This window comes from Nocardioides sp., assembly GCF_036267815.1.
Taxonomy (GTDB): Bacteria; Actinomycetota; Actinomycetes; order Propionibacteriales; family Nocardioidaceae; genus Nocardioides.
Map to the genome: position 1 here is coordinate 61,638 of NZ_DATAVI010000063.1, position 16,820 is coordinate 78,457.

Sequence of the window (16,820 nt, forward strand, 5' to 3'; positions counted from 1 at the left end):
CATGGCCGACGACCTCCCGGAGCTCCCGGACATCAGCCTGGTCGAGCAGACCGGCTTCGCCCTCGTGCACGAGGGCGAGTACGTCGTGCGCGACGCCGGTTCGTCGGCCCGGCTGACCGCGGTCGGCGACGGAGGTGGGCTGGTCCTGGAGTTCCCGGTGCAGGTCGAGATCCGCGTGGTGTCGCCCGGCGACCCCGAGGAGCACGCCGAGCTGGCCCTGACCCGCCTCCTGCGCGCGGTGGAGGCCCTGGCATGACCGTCCTCCGCTTCCCGGCCACGGTGCGCTTGGACGTGCTCGTCGACGAGGACCCGGACGTCCAGCTCGAGCGGGTCGCCTCGGCGCTGGACGTCGCGCTGGAGCGCGCCGCCCGGCATCCCCGGGCCCAGGCGAGCCTGGCCACCGTCGGTGAGCCCGGGTCGGACTGCCGCACCGAGGTGGTCGTCCGGGTCGGCGGCGACCCGATGCCGGCGGCGTTCACCGCGCGGCTGCGCCACGACCTGCACGGCGTCGCCGTCGCGCGGTCGGCCCAGCTGATCGCCCGGGCCCGGCACGATGCCCGGCACCGTCCGGCGCCCTCATCGGAGTCGGGGTCGGAGCCGACCACCATGCCGTTCGACCCGCGCCGACTCCTCGCCGACCGTGGCCGGCCCGGCGCGCTGTCCTACCTCGTGCCGAGCTACGGCGACCATGGTGCGCCCATCGCGGCCACGATGCACGGGACGCCGGCCGCGGTGGCACCACCACCCGAGCCACCGTCGCATGTCCAGCTGCGGGACGTCGAGGGCTTCGAACACCTCCAGGCACTGCTCCTCGAGCGCTTCGGTGGCCAGCCGCCGCCAGAGCTCCTCGCGGTGTACGGGCGTCGCGGGAACCCCCACGCCGCCCTGGTCTCGACCGACTCCGCCGGACGGCTCCAGCCGTACGTGGAGTTCCCGCTGGAGATCCTGGCGGGCCGCACCGGCGTGGGCGCGACGCGGTGGCACGGCTGGAACCTCACCGACGCCGACCAGCTGTCCTTCCTCGCGGAGGCGCGGGACGCGGACGAGCAGCGCGCGATCCGCGAAGGCCTCGTCGTGGACTTCCTGCACGAGATGGTCCCCTCCGCGACGCCCACCGAGCTGGTGACCCAGGCCCGCGCCATGCTCGCCGAGGCCGGCGGGACACTGGCGGGGAACGCGACCTTCTACTGGCTCTCGAGCCACGGGACACGGCTGAAGGTCCTCGAGATCACCGGAGGCCCCACCCACGACCTTCCGGTTGCCGTGTTCACCCTCAGCGTCGCCGGCGAGCACAGCGGCGACGGAGACGGCTCCGGGCAGAGCGGCCTGGTGGACGAGGCTCCCCTGCCACTGGAGCAGCTGGGACTGTTCTTCACCCCCGACCCCGCCGTGCCGTTCCTCGGCGAGCCGCCGGTCGAGGACTGGCCGCTGTCGGTCGCGAGCCGGCTGCGGCGGCTCATCGCCGAGGCCGGGAGCCGGATCGGCATCGAGCCCGGACGCTTCGCCGGGATGTTCGCCCTGGCGGCCCTGGTCGAGCTCTCGCGCGCTGCCGCAGGGCTCGGCGACATCGAGGGCACCGGCGTGGAGGGCGACAGCCCGCGGATGACGATCGTCCACAACCTGATCGAGGGACTGCGAGCGGTCGAGGAGCTCCAGCACTTCTACACCCGCGTGGTGGCCGGCGCCGACCACGGACGCAACCTTCCGACACCGCTCCGGCACAACAGCGCCTCGTGGCTCCTGCACTTCCTCGAGGAGCTGTCGCCGCGTCGCGACGCCGCGGTCGCCGACCTCTTCGTCGCCAGCTGTCAGGACCAGCTGCTCGACGTCCTGGAGTCGAGCAGGCGCGAGCTGCTACGGCGCCAGAGCCACCTCGCGGCGTACCTGCGCGTGACCAGGGTGCTCATCCTGCTGATGCTCGTCGACGACGTCGAGCTCGGCGAGCTGCGCGAGATCCTGCTCAGCCAGGGCAGCCAGCCGGCGCAGGTGCTGCTCGGCGCCGGCGGCCCCGAGGCGGCCTGGTGGGCGTCGGCCCAGGCCACCGTGGCAGCACTCCAGCCGGTCGAGACGGGAGCGCTGACTCCCCCGGTCCGCGGCAGCGTGCGCCAGGGGCCCAGCGGGCCGGAGGTGCAGGACAGCACCGGCCGGTGGTGGAAGAGGTCCGACCTGGAGTCGGTGATCAGCACCGGCCGGCAGCAGGCCTTCGCGGTGGACCCGATGCTGGAGAAGCTCGCCGACCTCGACGGCACCGTGGAGCGACTGCGCATCGCGGGCCCGGACGGGCTCGACGCGGAGTTCGCCCGGCTGATCGCCGACCTGCTCTCCGAGAACGCCGACAAGACCGGCGACGTGCGGGGCGACCGGGACATCGCGTTCGGGCTCGCGTCCTTCCAGGAGAGCGACATCACCGACGAGCACTCCATCGGTGCCCAGCTCTCCGGCATCCACGAGCGAGCCCACGACGTCCTCCGTCCGCTGTTCACCGGCGTCCTCGAGGACGTCTACACCCAGGGGATGCGGTCCCTGGTGTCCTCCGAGCTGGGGAAGGAGTCCCTGTTCAGCTTCCTCAACATCGTCGGGCTCACGGCGCTGGCCATCGTGTGCCCGCCGGCCGCGTTCGCCGTCGGCGCCGCCGAGGCGATCTCCGCGCTCGACACCGCCTACGAGCATCGCGGCATCCAGCGCGCCATGCTGGGCGGCGAGGACATCATCAGCAAGGCCCAGGCCGAGGCGGAGCTGTGGGGCGCCTGGATCGGTGCCGCGCTGACCTTCGTGCCGGAGGTCCCGGGCCTGCTGCGCGGCGCGGCACGTGGAGCCGGAGCCGTCGTCAGAGGTGAGGTGCGCGAGGCCGCGACCGTCGCCGGACAGCAGCTCGTACGCCGCGCCACCGAGCACATCGCCGAGCTGGCCGCGGAGAACCTCGCCCGCACGTTCGCCACGGAATGCCTCAAGGCCGAGCTGTTCAACCTCGCGATCGGAGCCGCCATCCAGCGGTTCGAGCAGGCGGTCGCCCACGAGGCCGAGATCGGGAACCCCTCCGTGCTCGGCATCGGCCAGCTGCTCGGTGACGCGATCAGCGGACCGGGGGACGGATCGTGACCGTCCTGGAGCACCTGCGGCCCGGCGAGATCATGCAGGCCGCCGAGAGAAGGCCTGCGATCCGGCGCGCGATCCGCGAGGTGGCACGGCGCTCCGGCCTGCGCGAGGAGGTCGTGGCCGAACGGCTCAGCGAGTCGGTGCTGCGCTCGCTCCAGGACCTCGGCGACCGCTACGTCGGGGAGGTCTCCGCAGCTCTGGGGCGCGTCGAGACCCTGCGCGACCAGATCCACGGCTTCTACGAGCGGGTGCTCAGTGGCGAGGACACCGCCCCCGACCCGGCCCACCTCACCCAGCTCTTCACCGACCTGCACGCCGCGGTGCTCGACGTCTCCGACCCCCAGGCCTGGGCCCGGGGTCAGGATCTGGAGGTGGCCCTCGCCCAGGAGCGGACCCGTGGCGCCCATCGCAACCAGCAGCAGGTGGGCGAGGGGGGCACCGCGACCGAGGGACTCGACCCGGTCCAGGAGGGTCCGGTCCGCGGCCGGATCCCGCGCAGCGACGGCGCCTGGGACGGTCAGCCGGGCAACAGCCCCTGGGTCTCACACAACGAGGACGTCAACCGGATCACCCACAGCGAGCCGGTCCGCTACGTGCACGGCGAGCCCGTCCTGGCGCCGTACGCGGCTCGGCTGGACGGTCCCGGCGGTCGGATCCAGCCCGCTCAGGTCATCCTGCGGACCATGACCGGGCACGACGGCCCGGACTTCGCCGCCGCACGCCGGACGCTGATGGACCGCTACCCCGGGCGCTGGACCAGCGCGGCCCACGTCGAGCGCTGGGAGGCCGGCGCCCCCGACCAGTGGGGCCTCACCCTTCCTGAACGGCACACCTGGCACCACGAGCCCGACGTGGAGACGATGACACTGGTCCCCACCGCCCTGCACGCGAACCTGCCGCACACCGGGGGGGCGTCCGCCGCTGCGCACGGAGCCACGCCGTACCGGCCGCCGCACGGGCCGGTCGCCCACGTCACCCCCGGCGGAGGCACGCCGTGACGAGCAGCTACGAGTCCTACCTGCACACCCCGAGCGCGGTGCTGAGCGACGGCATCGTCCTCGTCCCGCTCTGGGCGGTGACCCAGCTGCACATCGAGGAGAGCTACTCACTGCCCCAGATCGGAGCCACCAGCCGGAAGGCGGCGGTGGCCAGCCACGACGACACCCTGACCCTGACCGCCGTGCTGCTGGGTCAGGAGCGCTACACGTGGAAGCTCGCCCTGGAGAACCTCGCCGAGGCGTCGCGGCGGGGCACGGCCCTGTCGACGTTCACCTCCGGTGCGGTCGGCGGGCTGATCCTGGTCAGTGCGGCCACGATCCGCACCGACCTCGCCGTCCAGTCGCTGTCGATCACCATGGCCGCAACGCGACGCGACACCCTCGACGTCACCCTCCAGCTGGCCCACCTGCCACGACCCGGGAACCTCGCCAAGCTGCTGGACATCGCCTCGATCGGCGTCGGTGCGCTCACCGACAACCTGCCGGTGTAGGGGACGACGACATGTACGGACTACCAGCGATCTGGACGGCGCCGCCCGCGGCGCTGACACCACCGGACGGCGCAACTCCCTCGGCACGGGCAACCCTGCGGACCGCGCTCGACGCCGGCATCCCGGCGCGGATCCCGCTGACCGGAGACCTGGCGCTCGTGCTCAGCGTCGGTCTCGGCCAGGCGCGGCGCTATCTCGACAGCGACCCCTCGACACCGGTCGTCACGATCGGCGACAGCGCGGGCTCCAGCGACGACGCCCAGACGGCGCGTGACCCCGACGCCCCCCTGGCCCGCCTGTCGGTGGTCCGGTCCGGAGGCCTCGGCGACTCGGTGGCGGTCACGCCCGGCGTACCCCTGGTCCTGACCTTCGGTGGTACGGCCGCCGTCGAGCTCACGGTCACCTCCCTGGTCATCGCCGCGGGATCCCTGCGGAGCCCCGGCCAGTTCGGCAGCGCGCTGGTCGTGGACTGGCGGAGCCTCGGCGCGGCGCCGGACCACGGAGCACCGCCCGTGCCGGGAGACAGCAGCATCCCGCGGCGTCCTCGCCGGCTCCTGATGACGACCTACCTGCGCGGAAGGGAGACGGTCTGATGGCCTTCCTCGATGCCGTGAGCCAGGCGCTCTCCAGCGCTGCCGGTGGCTCCTACGGACCGGACGTGAAGCCGGGCACGGTGGCCGCCTGGGCACTGACGTTCCATGCCGATGGCCAGACCCTCGGCGACGCCCTCCTGAGTGTCAGCTCCGACGTGTACGACGCGAGCATCACCGCGACCCTGCCCGAGGACCTGGGCGCCGGCAGCTACGAGGTCGTGCTCGAGGGCATGACCGACGACGACTACGCGAAGGTACGCCGGGTCACCCCGCTGGCGGCACAGCTGTACCTGTGGTGGAAGGACTCCCCCGGGCTTCTCGGCGACCTGGCGAACCTCACCGGCCTCTCCGACCCGTTCGGGGCACTCACTCCGAAGCCGCCCGACCACAGCCTGGTCTCGGTCCTGCGGGTCGACAGCATCAGCCGCCGTGCCGGCCAGCGCAGGTACGAAGCCGTGTTCACCCTGCGCGAGCGCGTGGTGGCCCGGCTCGACGAGACGCGGGTCCAGGGCCTGTGCTACGGCTCCCTCGACGACGCCGTCCAGGCGTTGGGCCGGGCGGCCGGCATCCCGGTGAAGACCCATGGGCTGAAGCAGGCGACGCCGGGCAAGAACGATCCCGAGTTCGCCACCACCACCCCGGGCAAGGCGCTCGCGGCCCTGGGCACCGGCCGCGGCGACGACCATCGCCTGCTGGACCAGGCCCGAGCCGGACTGCGCCTGTTCGGGCCCCGCACCGCGCTGATCCGCGAGGGCACCCTGCACGTCGGGCAGTGGAACGACACTCCCCTGGCCGACCGCACGATCGACGAGGCCGGGGGCCTGGTCGCCGTCCAACGCGGCGCGGAGCAGAAGCGCGACCCCGGCGCGGGAGACCCGCCTGCGAACGCGCCGCAGACCAGGTCGTCGGTGACCATCACCGCCCTCGGGCGCCCCGACGTGAAGCCGGGCGACACGGTGAACGTCGTCCTGCCGCCCGCGGACTTCCCGCACACCCAGCCGAGCACCGGTGCCGCCGTACTGACCTCGCTCCTCGGCGTCGTCGCGGGGTCGTTCACCGACGGCGACGACGCTCCGCCCTCGACGTGCCTGGTGACCGGCGCGAGCCACAGGCTCTCCCGGCGCAACGGCTTCGTGACCACGATCCAGGCCGTCGTGCTGGCCTCGACCGACGACCAGGGCTGGGACCCCCCGAGCACGGACCCGGCCCCGTCGCCCGACCGCAACGCGCGAGCCCCCGGCGGGCCGTCGGCCGACACCGCCGTGGCGTTGGCCGGCTCGATCCGCGACATCTACGCCGACGTGGCCGGCGCCGCTCGCGCTCGCCTCGGCCAGATCCGCCAGCACCCGGCGAGCACCCAGACCGGTGCCACCCCGCCCCGCCACACCAGCCAGGTGTGGTACGCCGACACCGGCGGCGACGGGCTGCCGGCGCTCACCCAGCGGATGCAGGTGGCCGAGAGCCACCACGGCGAGACCCAGCAGGTGCCCTACCTCACGCCGTTCGCCTGGGGCCACTACGGCCTCGTGCTCCCGCGCTACCCCGGCACCCGGGTCTTCCTGACGACCGGCGCCGGTGGGGACAACGACCTCGTGGACCTCGGAGCCGTCTGGCCCCGCGACGGCGGGCCCCCGTCCGAGGCGGGTGACTACTGGCTGGCCCTGCCGATCGGGATCGAGCAGCGGGCGGACATCGCGGACTCCGACGGGGCCGCGCCGGACGGGGTCGCCTCGCACGACCTGATCGACGGCGACGGCACCCGGGTCATCGAGACCAAGCGGTTCGTGGTGCGGGTGACCGACCAGCCGACCGAGTGCACGAGCAGACCGGAGCCGGGCGACGACGCGCCGGACGGGAGCGTCTGCATCCAGACCAGGTCCAGCGGCGGGAACGCCTCGATCGTCTTGAAGGAGGACGGCTCCATCGAGGTGAAGGGCACCAAGATCTCGTTCGAGACCGACGGCGACATCACGCTCAAGGCCGACAACGTCAAGGTGCAGGTCACGACCGGGATGGACGTGAGCTGAGATGGCCTCCGTCGTCACGATGAACGGCTCGCTGACCTGCGGTCACCCGGCCCTGGCCCCTCCGCCGGCGAACGGCTCGGCGATCCTGACGAGCACGGCCAAGCTGACCGTCAACCAGGCGGCGGTGCTGGTGTACGGCGATGTGGCGACGTACTCCTGGAAGCCCTGCGCCTTCCAGGTCAGCGGCGCGACGAAGTCCTGCACGAAGGCCGCCCCGATCGCCCAGGGCACTGCCGCCAAGCTCACCGTCGGCCAGCAACCGGTGCTGCTGGACAACCTCCAGGCAGGCACCGACAACCCGCCCCCGCCACCCGCGCCCTCGGTCACCGTCCAGGCCGGTCAGGGAAGGCTCAGCGCGTCATGAGGAGGGACCGATGACTTCCGACCCTGCTGGCGACACCGACCTGCGCCGCCGCCGGCTCCTCGGCGTCGGGCTCGGCGCCGACCTCGTCTCGGCCAAGGACGTGGCCCGCGACGTGTCTCTCGTGGCAACACCCGGGGGCGTCGACCTGGCCGTCGTGGCCGGCATCGACAACCTGTGCCAGGACCTCGCGATGAGCCTGACGACGCTGCGCGGCAGCGACGTCTTCAACCAGGGCTTCGGCTTCCTCGGCCTCGGCGCCCTCACCGAGCAGACCTCGCCGGTGCTGGCCCGCGAGGGCGTGCGGAGCGCGGTCGCCGAGTGCATCGCCGCAGACCCCCGGGTGCGCCGGATCGTGGACCTCCAGGTCGACAACCCGATGGCGACTCCGCCCGGCAACCGAGCCCTGGCCGTGCAGGTGGCCTTCGAGACCGTCACCGGCGACTCCCAGTCCGTGATCAGCGAGGGCCTCGCGACGGGCGGCGACTGGGGCTCGGTCGAGACCCAAGGAGACCAGACATGACTGACAGCCTCGACCTCACCGATGTGCTGGCCATCGCCGCCGACGTGGGCCGCAGCACCTCGAGCGACTCCTTCGGCGTGACGGCCAGCGGGTTCGTGCCCAAGCCGTTCGCGCGCCTGCTCGCCGAGAAGATCGCCCTGGCGCAGCGGCTCGTGGACCCGGACATCGACCTCTCCAGCGGCAGCGTCCTGCGCAAGATCCTGGAGCTGACCAGCCTCGAGGATGCCCGCACCTGGGCGGCCCTGGGCTCGGCGTACGACGACTGCTTCGTCGGCTCGGCCCGCGGGCCGGCCCTGTCGGCGCTGGGCCAGGAGCTCGGCCTGGACCGGCCCTTCGCCTGCGCCCAGGGCACGGTGACGATCACGCTCGCGGGGGCGCTGCCGCCGGCCACGCCGGTCCTGGTCCTCCCGCGGGGCAGCCGCCTGACGACGGCCGGCGGACACCGGGTGGCGCTCGCCTCGCAGGTCACCTTGTCGGCGGCGGTCACCAGCCTGCCGGCTCCCGTGGTGAGCTTCGACCCCGGCCCGATCGGCAACCTCGACCCTGCTCACGACGACGGCTCGGGCAACCATCCGCAGACGATCGACCGATGGGAGCCGGCGGACGCGAAGCTGTCGGCGATGGTCTCGATCGACGTCGAGGCGGGCTTCCCCGCCCAGGCGTCGGCGTCCGGCACCGGCCTGGTGCGCATCCAGCACACCGAGCCGCTGGCCGGCGGGGAGGTCCAGTGGTCCGACGCCGACTATCGCGACCTCCTGCTCCGGGCGCCGCGCGGACCAGGGAGCGTCGAGGCGCTGACCACCACCGTGTCGCTGGTCCCAGGGGTGCGCCAGGTGACGGTGCGCGACGGCTGGGGCGGGCTCGACCTCTCCCAGTCGATCTTCTCCGACTTCGACTTCGTGGAACGGCTGTTCGCCGCGGAGCGCGACCTGGCCAACCCCTACTTCGTGACCGTCCTGGTCGCCCCGACGGAGTCGGCCGTCTGGTCGGGACCCGGAGGTCTCCAAGACAGCGTCGAGTCCGCCATCCGCGACGTGCGCCCGGTGGGGGTCTTCCCCGAGGTCGTGGAGGCGGACCAGGTCTACGTCGCGGTGCAGGCCGACGTCATCACCCGCGGGTTGGTCCTGCCACCGGGCACCTCCGACATCGTGAACGCCTCACCGGCCGCCCTGGCGGTCAAGGAGCGCCTCGCCGCGCGGCTGCACCAGGTCGTCGACTCCCTCGCCATGGGCGAGCCGGTGCGGACCTCCGCGGTCCTGCACGCGCTCATGAGCGAGCCCGGGATCAGCGACGTCGTGCACCTGCGGCTCGTGCGCTACCCGCGGCTCCTGGACCGCATCGGCACCTCGATGCTGCTCGACGTCTCCCCCCAGGTGCTGGGTCGCGACGAGAGCCTGCACCTGTCCGGCGACCAGATCGCGGTGTTGGTGGACCGTCCCGAGCTGCTGGTGCTCCGATGACCATCGTGGCCGGCCCGGGGGCCGCGTCGCTGACGGCCATGGCGGACGAGACCATCGCACCCCTGGCGACCTCGCTCGCTCCGCAGGCACTCCCGTGGCCGTCGGACGCGTCGTTCGACACCGGTGCGCCGACCCAGTGGCCCCTGCTGCTCGTCCGCCTGCTCGCGAGCTGCGAGGAGGACCGCCTCGAGGTCACGGTGACGATCGACGGCACGCCGTACGTCGCGGTGTTCGCGACGTGGAGCGAGGCGGGGAGCCAGGTGCCCCTCCACGCGCCGGCCTGCGATGCCAGCGGCACCGCTGCGGCCTTCTCGGGCAAGGTCGCGGTGACCCGGGTCGCCCCCGACGGCACTCGCGCCGACCTCGCCGCGGCCGACGTGAGCGGCACCGTCGCGCTCGACCTCGTGCAGGGCCTGCTCGGACGCGTGATGGCGGTCGCGACCTCGGAGAAGCCACGGCTCCGGCGCCAGGCCCAGGAGCTGCGCAGCATGCGCCGGCTGCGCTTCGCCCGCGACTCGGTGCTCGACCGCTACGGCGACGACCTCGGCGCCCCGCGTCTGGGCGACATGCTCACGTGGGACGCCGGTACCGGCCAGCTGGACACCTCTCCCCTGCCCGGCGGCCGCGAGACCGACGAGTCCTACCGCCCTCGCCTGCGGGTCCTGCGCACACCCCGGCTGCTGACGCCGACCTGGGTCGACGCGCAGGTCAACGGCTTCACCGACTCCGGCCTGGACCGGCCCGGCTGGATGTCCGACGTGGGCTTCGACGAGCGGGTCACCGCCGACGAGACCGCGAACCCTCTCTACGTCGCGTTCCGCGTGCTGGCGCCCGGTCGCGGCGAGGGCCGGGCCATGCTCCTCGACGCCGTCCGGCGGACCCATCTGGTCTGGCGCAGCGGGCAGCCGGGTGACGACGTCCACGGCGCCCGGATGCTTCCGCCCGCGACGACCCAGTCGATCACCGGCGCGAGGGCCGCGCTGACCACCCTGGCGGCACCTGCCGGCGAGCCCGTCGCGCTACCGCTGGCTCTCGCCCTGGAGCGGCTGCTGGCACTCCAGGACCGGCTCGGTGCCAAGCCCTTCACCCAGGTGCTCACCGGGCAGCGCAACGACGGCGGCTCGCGCTACGAGCTCGGGCACGGCGCGCAGCTGGCCGTGCCGGTGGCCGCCGAGCTGGCCAAGGCCGTCGACCAGGCCCAGGGCGCGCAGGACCCCGCGCTCGTCGCCCGGCCCGTGGCCGACGACCCGATCGGGGCCTGGCTGTTGCGGGCCGCGGGGATGCGCACGGCTCACGCCCTCTCCGACGGGACGGTCTTCGTCAGCGCCCTGACCACCGGCAGCCTGGTCGTCGACCTCACCCCGGACCCGGACTCCGCCACGCCGCTCCAGCTGGCCGCACGGCTGGACTCGGCCACCGACAGCGACCACGAGGAGCCGCTCCAGGCCGTCGTGACGGCGCTGGCGGCGAGCCCGCTCGCGCTGACGACCGTCGGGGACGCGGCGACGCTGCTGGCCGGGGTCAAGCCCAGCGCCGACGACGCGGCGCTTTTGGCCGCGCTGCGCAGCCTCGACCTGCCCGAGGTGCTCGACGTCGCGGACCTCCGGGCGCGGATCGGCGCCATCGACCCACGGCAGTACGTCGTCGCCGACCTCGGCGGCGAGACGGCAACGGTGACCGGCGACCCGAGTCGCCTCGCCGAGCTGCTGGGCGAGCTGGCAGCGGCGGGCGTCAGCAGCGCGCTGCCCCTGCTCACCGCGTCGGACACCCTGGCTCTCGCCCTGGGTGTCGTCGACCTCCCGGTGGCCGGCAACAACCTGGCCTCCCAGCACACGGTCGCCTACCGCTGGCACGTCCGGGGCCTCGCCGGGGACCCGGCCACCCTGGACCTCGGCCGGGGGCCCAAGGTCACGGTCGTCGACGGTGGGCGCGGGCTCGGCATCGCGGTGTGCACGGCCTACGTACGCACCGGCGGCAACGACCCCTACCAGTGGACGCCCACGCTCCCGGACGGCTCGCTGCTGACGCTGCGGCAGTACGAGCACCTGATGAACATCGTCGAGCTGGTCACCCCGCTCGGCGTGCGCGCCGACACCTGGGCGATCCGACGCCGACACGTCGACGTCGACGGGTCCGGCACCCCGACCCCGCTCGCGCCGTCCGCCGCCCGCACCTACCACCGCTACCGTCCGTTCCGCTGACGGACCAGAGGAGAGCACCATGACAACCTGGACCGACCTGGCCGGCGTGGATCCCGCGACTCTCGTGGATCAGATCGTCACCACCGGTGTCAACAAGTACGACGCGGCCAAGCTCGTCAACAACCTGGTCGCGATCAACCTCAACCAGGCCCCACGGCACTTCGTGTTCTCCCACCCGCTGCCGACCACCGACCCTGCCCCCTGTGCGCCGACCTTCGCGCGCACCTTCAGCCACCAGGACTGGATCGACGGCGAGAGCGTCGTCCAGGCCGGCGAGAGCGCCGACGACAAGGGCTTCAACTGGCGTTTCAACGCCCTCGCGCGCGACATCGACGCGTTGCACACCGACACCGCCAACCTCTTCCAGTGCCTGTCGACCCTGAGGGGGCAGCTGGTGCAGGCCCTCCAGGACGTCGCCGCCGAGCTCAACCGCCTCGACACCGACGTCGCGACCAACCACGGGAACAACCCGGGGCTCAACACGCCGCCGTTCAACGTCGGCCTCGAGAACGCGCCGCAGTTCCTCGGCGTGCGCGAGCTCGACGGCAGCAAGGTGACGATGTGGAAGACGGCCCAGAACGTCATGGTCCTGCCCGGCGTCGACACGGTCGGGCTCCAGGACACGGTGACCCAACGGCTCGCGACCGGCGGTCTGCTGGTCCGGTTCGCCGGTCAGAGCCAGGAGTTCACCCAGGCCCTGGCAGCCGGCACGTCGGTCAAGGACCTCATCGCCACCTACGGCCAGCAGGACCTCGGCGACGGGCGCACCGTCGCCAACGCGCTCGCGCTGCTGCCCGACGACGCCACGTACCAGGACATGGCGACACTGACCGATGCGGTCAACACCCAGGAGCAGGCGGTCATCAAGAGCACCGTGGGGGGTGTCGATGCCGTGTCCGCGTTGACCGGGGTCACCAGCGAGGGGATGCCGATCGCGACGACGACGGCGGCCCTGCTCGCCACCTCGGTCGCCACCTCCCCCGTGCTCGGGTCGGTGCTGGGCTCCGGGCTGTCGCGCGCCGGGTTGACGACGATCGCGGACGTGGCTGGTCAGACGCCGACACAGCTGGTGCAGCGGCTCGGACAGCAGGGCGTCACGATCGACCCGGTCCAGGCCCAGGAGCTCGCCACGCGGGCCTCGATGATCGCCGGACTCCAGACGACTCGGTGACCAGACCGGCCGACCGCCCAGCGGGCGGTAGGCCTCTCAACCCGTCGCGGCCTCCAGCAGGAACCGCGGGAGCAGGGAGGTGATCAGGGGCGATGGCTCGACGCCGAGCTCGCGACGGTAGATCGTGCGGCAGCGACGGTACTGACGCAGCGCCTCGGTCATGTTGCCCTCCACGACGTGCACGTAGACCACCGCTCGGTGGGCGCTCTCGCGCAAGGGGTCGGCCTCCACCGCGGCCAGCGCGGCCTCGATGGCGCTGGCGTAGCGACCGTCGTCCGCGAGCCGGGTCGCCATGGTCTCCAGGGCGTGGAGGCGCAGCTGACGCAGCCGCTCGCGCTCGAACAGGACCCAGTCGTCGTACCAGCCGGGGAGCAGCTCGCGGTCGAGCACCGAGCCGGCCAGTGGCTCGTCGACCTGTGAGTCGTCGAAGATCGCGCGGAGCCGCCGCCGCAGGTGGTGGACGTCGACCAGGACCGGGTCGCCGAGCCCGACGACGTCGCCCGACAGCGACAGGAGCCCGGGGTAGGACCTCCCCACCCGCCAGAGGGCCGAGCGCAGGCTTCCGTGCGCGTGCTTCTCCCCCACCGCGGGCCACAGGCTGCCCGCGATCAGGCCACGCGTCGAGGAGCCGTGCAGCGACACGAACGCGAGCAGCCGCTGCGCGCTGATCGACACCACGACGGGCCTGCCGTCCCGACACAGCTCGAGGCGGCCCAGCAGCGACAGCCGCCATGCCGGGGTCGGCCGCTCGGCGACCTGCACGTCGATGACGGACAGTGCAGCCATGGTCCTCGCCTCCTCCCTCACGAGACAAGGTTGCGAGTGCCTCTGCCATGAAGGAAGACGCGGGGCCGGTCGTGATACACGCCGAGACCGCAGTAGGTGTCGCGACGCGGCTTCCTCGGCTAGCGTGCACCGAGGTTTGACGAGGGAGGACCACAACTGTGCTTTCGGACATCGAGATCGCGACCGCCGCGACAGTGCGCCCCATCCGTGAGGTGGCGTCGGACAACCTGGGCATCGACGAGCAGCACCTCGTGCCCTACGGGCACGACAAGGCGAAGGTCGACCTCGGCTACATCGCGTCGTTGGCCGACCGTCCGCTCGGGCGGCTGGTCCTGGTGACCGCGATGTCGCCGACTCCCGCGGGTGAGGGCAAGACCACCACGACGGTCGGTCTCACCGATGCCCTGCACGGGCTCGGGCACAAGGTGATGGCCTGCCTGCGCGAGCCGTCGATGGGCCCGGTGTTCGGGATGAAGGGCGGGGCAGCCGGAGGCGGATACAGCCAGGTCGTGCCGATGACCGACATCAACCTGCACTTCACCGGCGACTTCGCGGCCATCGCGGCTGCCCACAACCTGCTGTCGGCCCTGGTCGACAACCACATCCACCACGGGAACGAGCTGGACATCGACGTCCGCTCGATCACGTGGAAGCGCGTGCTCGACATGAACGACCGCTCCCTGCGCGACATCGTCATCGCGCTCGGCGGACCGGCGAACGGCTACCCGCGCGAGAGCGGCTTCGACATCGTCGTGGCCTCCGAGCTGATGGCGATCTTCTGCCTGACCGAGTCGCTGGCCGACCTGAAGCAGCGACTCGGCGACATCGTGATCGGCTGGTCGCGCACCCAGAAGCCGGTCACGGCCCGCGAGCTGGGCGCCGACGGCGCCATGGCCGTGCTGCTGCGCGACGCGCTGGCACCCAACCTGGTCCAGACCATCGAGGGTGCGCCGGCGTTCGTGCACGGCGGACCGTTCGCCAACATCGCACACGGATGCAACTCCGTGATGGCCACCCGCACCGGGCTGCGGCTGGCCGACATCGTGGTGACGGAGTCGGGGTTCGGGGCCGACCTCGGCGCGGAGAAGTTCGTCGACATCAAGTGCCGCAAGTCCGGCCTCCGCCCCGACCTCGCGGTCGTCGTCGCGACCGTCCGAGCCCTCAAGTACCACGGCGGGGTCGCGCTCGGCGACCTGTCGAAGGAGGACCTCGGGGCGGTCGAGAAGGGGGTGACCACCAACCTGCGCAGACACCTGCGAAACATCCGCGAGGTGTACGGCGTGAACTGCGTGGTCGCGATCAACCGCTTCCCCACCGACACCGACGCCGAGGTCGCCAAGGTGGTCGAGCTGGTCGCCGCCGAAGGCGTCCAGGCCTTCCCGGCGACCCACTTCAGCGACGGCGGGGCGGGCGCGCAGGACCTCGCCCGAGGCGTGCTGGCGCTGCTCGACGAGCCCTCGCCGTACTCCTTCTCCTTCACCTACGACGACGAGCAGTCGATCACCGAGAAGGTCGAGACCCTGGCCTCGCGCGTCTACGAGGCCGACAAGGTGACCTGGGACCCGCGCGCGAGGCGTCGGCTGCAGCGCATCGAGCGCGACGGGTACGGCGGACTGCCGGTGTGCGTGGCCAAGACGCAGTACTCCTTCTCGACCGACCCGAAGGCGCTCGGCGCACCCAGCGGGCACGAGCTGCACGTGCGCGAGGTGCGGCTGGCCGCCGGCGCCGGGTTCGTGGTCCTGGTCTGCGGCGACGTCATGACGATGCCCGGGCTGCCGCGCGACCCGGCCTCGGCCCGGATCGACCTCGCCGACGACGGGACCATCTCCGGCCTCTCGTGAGGCAGGTCACCGGGTCGGCTTGCGGGCTATCCGGTAGTGCAGGGTGAGGAACGCGAAGCCGAACACCCAGAAGGCGTGCTCGGCGCGCAGCATCCCGTCGTCGAGGTAGACGTCGAGCTGCTCCTCGAAGCCACGCACCGCCAGCGCGGTGAGCTCGTCCGCCGCGGTGTCGACGTAGCTGAGGTAGTGCCCGGCCTGCCCGTCGTGGACGCGGCTGGACAGGGTCAGGCCACGGTCGGGCCGGGCCTGCGGCCTCAAGGTGGCGGTGAAGCTGCCCTCGGGTACCGGGAAGCCGACGCTGACGTAGCCCTGCCCCGCGTGGGCGTAGGTGGTGTAGATGCCGAGCATGATCGGCTCGTCGTCGTCGGCGAAGGACCGGATCCAGCCCCGGACCGCGACCGCGCCGTCGGCGTCGCTGATCGTGTCGATGCGGCTGCGGATCCCACGCTGGGCCTCGCGCTGGTTCATCGGCAGGCTCGCCTGGCCGAGCGGGCGCGCGACGAGCGTGCGGTAGAGCAGGTAGCCGGGCCTCACCCACGCGCGCCACTGCGGCACGATGTCGAGGGCGAACCTCGTGGTGTGCTCGTAGAACTCCCGTACCTGGGCGTCGACCTCGGCCGGGTCGAAGTCGGGACCGGCCAGGGCGTCCAGCGAGCCCACGATCCCGGTGTCTGCGGCGTCGGCCGTGTGCACCCCGCCGAGCTCCTCGGCAAGCTCTCGGACGTACTGCGTCCCGACGTACGACGACCGGGCGGGACGCGGCACGACGAACGGCAGGTCGGCGGCCGGGACCCGCTCGGCGAGCAGGCTCACCTGGGCGTCTGGGAAGAGGACGGCCGACAGGCTCCGGTAGGTCAGCACGGTCGCACTCGCGACGGCCGCGCCCGTCGCCTGGCGCGACCTCAGTGCCCGAGCCACGGCGAGCCCGACGAGCGGACCCATCGCGACCTTCTGCGGGCGTACCCCGAGGGCGCCGGCGACGGCACCGGTCGCCGTACCCACGACGCGCGGGCCGACGCCGAACCCCCGCTCCGCGAGCCAGCCCACCGGGGCGGCCAGCGCGGTGCTCACCGCGATCCGCTGCCAGAGCGCCGGGATCTCGCCGTCCTGCTGACGAGACCTCGCCACCGCCTCGGACGCCCCCAGCCCGATCGCACCGACCGCCGCGGCGCCGAGCGCCGTCCTTGCCCCGCGGCCGGCCACGAGGCAGGCGCCGGCCAGCCCGCCGACACCTGCTGCGAACGCGACGGACGACCTGGCCACCGTCGGCAG

14 protein-coding genes are annotated in these 16,820 nt (G+C 72.7%); 12 read left to right on the forward strand and 2 right to left on the reverse strand.

Annotation, left to right across the window (positions count from 1 at the left end; all coding sequences use genetic code 11):
* Window position 1: 1 nt before the first annotated feature.
* From VHW64_RS13680 to VHW64_RS13730, 11 genes are read left to right on the forward strand one after another with little or no spacing between them, the layout of a single operon-like run.
* The gene (locus VHW64_RS13680; protein WP_329651120.1) at window positions 2–256 is read left to right on the forward strand and encodes a hypothetical protein; all 255 of its coding nucleotides are present in this window, start codon (window positions 2–4) and stop codon (window positions 254–256) included.
* A complete protein-coding gene (locus tag VHW64_RS13685) occupies window positions 253–3,099 on the forward strand; it encodes a hypothetical protein (RefSeq protein ID WP_329651121.1) in 2,847 nt (948 codons plus the stop codon). The genes VHW64_RS13680 and VHW64_RS13685 overlap by 4 nt, the downstream gene beginning before the upstream one ends.
* The gene (locus VHW64_RS13690) at window positions 3,096–4,094 is read left to right on the forward strand and encodes an HNH endonuclease (RefSeq protein ID WP_329651122.1); all 999 of its coding nucleotides are present in this window, start codon (window positions 3,096–3,098) and stop codon (window positions 4,092–4,094) included. The genes VHW64_RS13685 and VHW64_RS13690 overlap by 4 nt, the downstream gene beginning before the upstream one ends.
* On the forward strand, window positions 4,091–4,585 hold the full coding sequence (locus VHW64_RS13695) for a hypothetical protein (protein ID WP_329651123.1): 495 nt from the start codon (window positions 4,091–4,093) through the stop codon (window positions 4,583–4,585). The genes VHW64_RS13690 and VHW64_RS13695 overlap by 4 nt, the downstream gene beginning before the upstream one ends.
* Before the next feature lie 11 nt (window positions 4,586–4,596).
* Window positions 4,597–5,178, forward strand: coding sequence for a hypothetical protein (locus VHW64_RS13700; RefSeq protein ID WP_329651124.1), 582 nt, complete (start codon window positions 4,597–4,599; stop codon window positions 5,176–5,178).
* Complete coding sequence (locus tag VHW64_RS13705; protein ID WP_329651125.1) at window positions 5,178–7,205, forward strand: hypothetical protein; 2,028 nt, start codon at window positions 5,178–5,180, stop codon at window positions 7,203–7,205. The genes VHW64_RS13700 and VHW64_RS13705 overlap by 1 nt, the downstream gene beginning before the upstream one ends.
* Before the next feature lies 1 nt (window position 7,206).
* A complete protein-coding gene (locus VHW64_RS13710) occupies window positions 7,207–7,569 on the forward strand; it encodes a hypothetical protein (RefSeq protein WP_329651126.1) in 363 nt (120 codons plus the stop codon).
* Between the two features lie 10 nt (window positions 7,570–7,579).
* The gene (locus VHW64_RS13715) at window positions 7,580–8,089 is read left to right on the forward strand and encodes a hypothetical protein (RefSeq protein ID WP_329651127.1); all 510 of its coding nucleotides are present in this window, start codon (window positions 7,580–7,582) and stop codon (window positions 8,087–8,089) included.
* Window positions 8,086–9,549 carry a hypothetical protein gene (locus VHW64_RS13720; RefSeq protein WP_329651128.1) on the forward strand — a complete coding sequence of 488 codons (1,464 nt, stop codon included), beginning with the start codon at window positions 8,086–8,088 and terminating at the stop codon, window positions 9,547–9,549. The genes VHW64_RS13715 and VHW64_RS13720 overlap by 4 nt, the downstream gene beginning before the upstream one ends.
* Complete coding sequence (locus VHW64_RS13725; protein ID WP_329651129.1) at window positions 9,546–11,750, forward strand: hypothetical protein; 2,205 nt, start codon at window positions 9,546–9,548, stop codon at window positions 11,748–11,750. Before VHW64_RS13720 ends, VHW64_RS13725 begins: the two co-directional genes overlap by 4 nt.
* 19 nt (window positions 11,751–11,769) lie before the next feature.
* Complete coding sequence (locus tag VHW64_RS13730; protein ID WP_329651130.1) at window positions 11,770–12,921, forward strand: hypothetical protein; 1,152 nt, start codon at window positions 11,770–11,772, stop codon at window positions 12,919–12,921.
* 36 nt (window positions 12,922–12,957) lie between these two features.
* Here the strand turns inward: VHW64_RS13730 and VHW64_RS13735 are convergent, their stop codons facing one another.
* On the reverse strand, window positions 12,958–13,707 hold the full coding sequence (locus tag VHW64_RS13735; protein ID WP_329651131.1) for an AfsR/SARP family transcriptional regulator: 750 nt from the start codon (window positions 13,705–13,707) through the stop codon (window positions 12,958–12,960).
* A 158-nt stretch (window positions 13,708–13,865) separates the two neighbouring features.
* Between VHW64_RS13735 and VHW64_RS13740 the strand changes: the two genes are divergently transcribed.
* A complete protein-coding gene (locus tag VHW64_RS13740; protein ID WP_329651132.1) occupies window positions 13,866–15,548 on the forward strand; it encodes a formate--tetrahydrofolate ligase in 1,683 nt (560 codons plus the stop codon).
* Window positions 15,549–15,554: 6 nt separating this feature from the next.
* Here VHW64_RS13740 and VHW64_RS13745 read toward each other — a convergent pair whose 3' ends face one another.
* Entirely contained in the window at window positions 15,555–16,811 is a 1,257-nt protein-coding gene (locus VHW64_RS13745; protein WP_329651133.1) for a hypothetical protein, read from the reverse strand.
* Window positions 16,812–16,820: the final 9 nt, after the last annotated feature.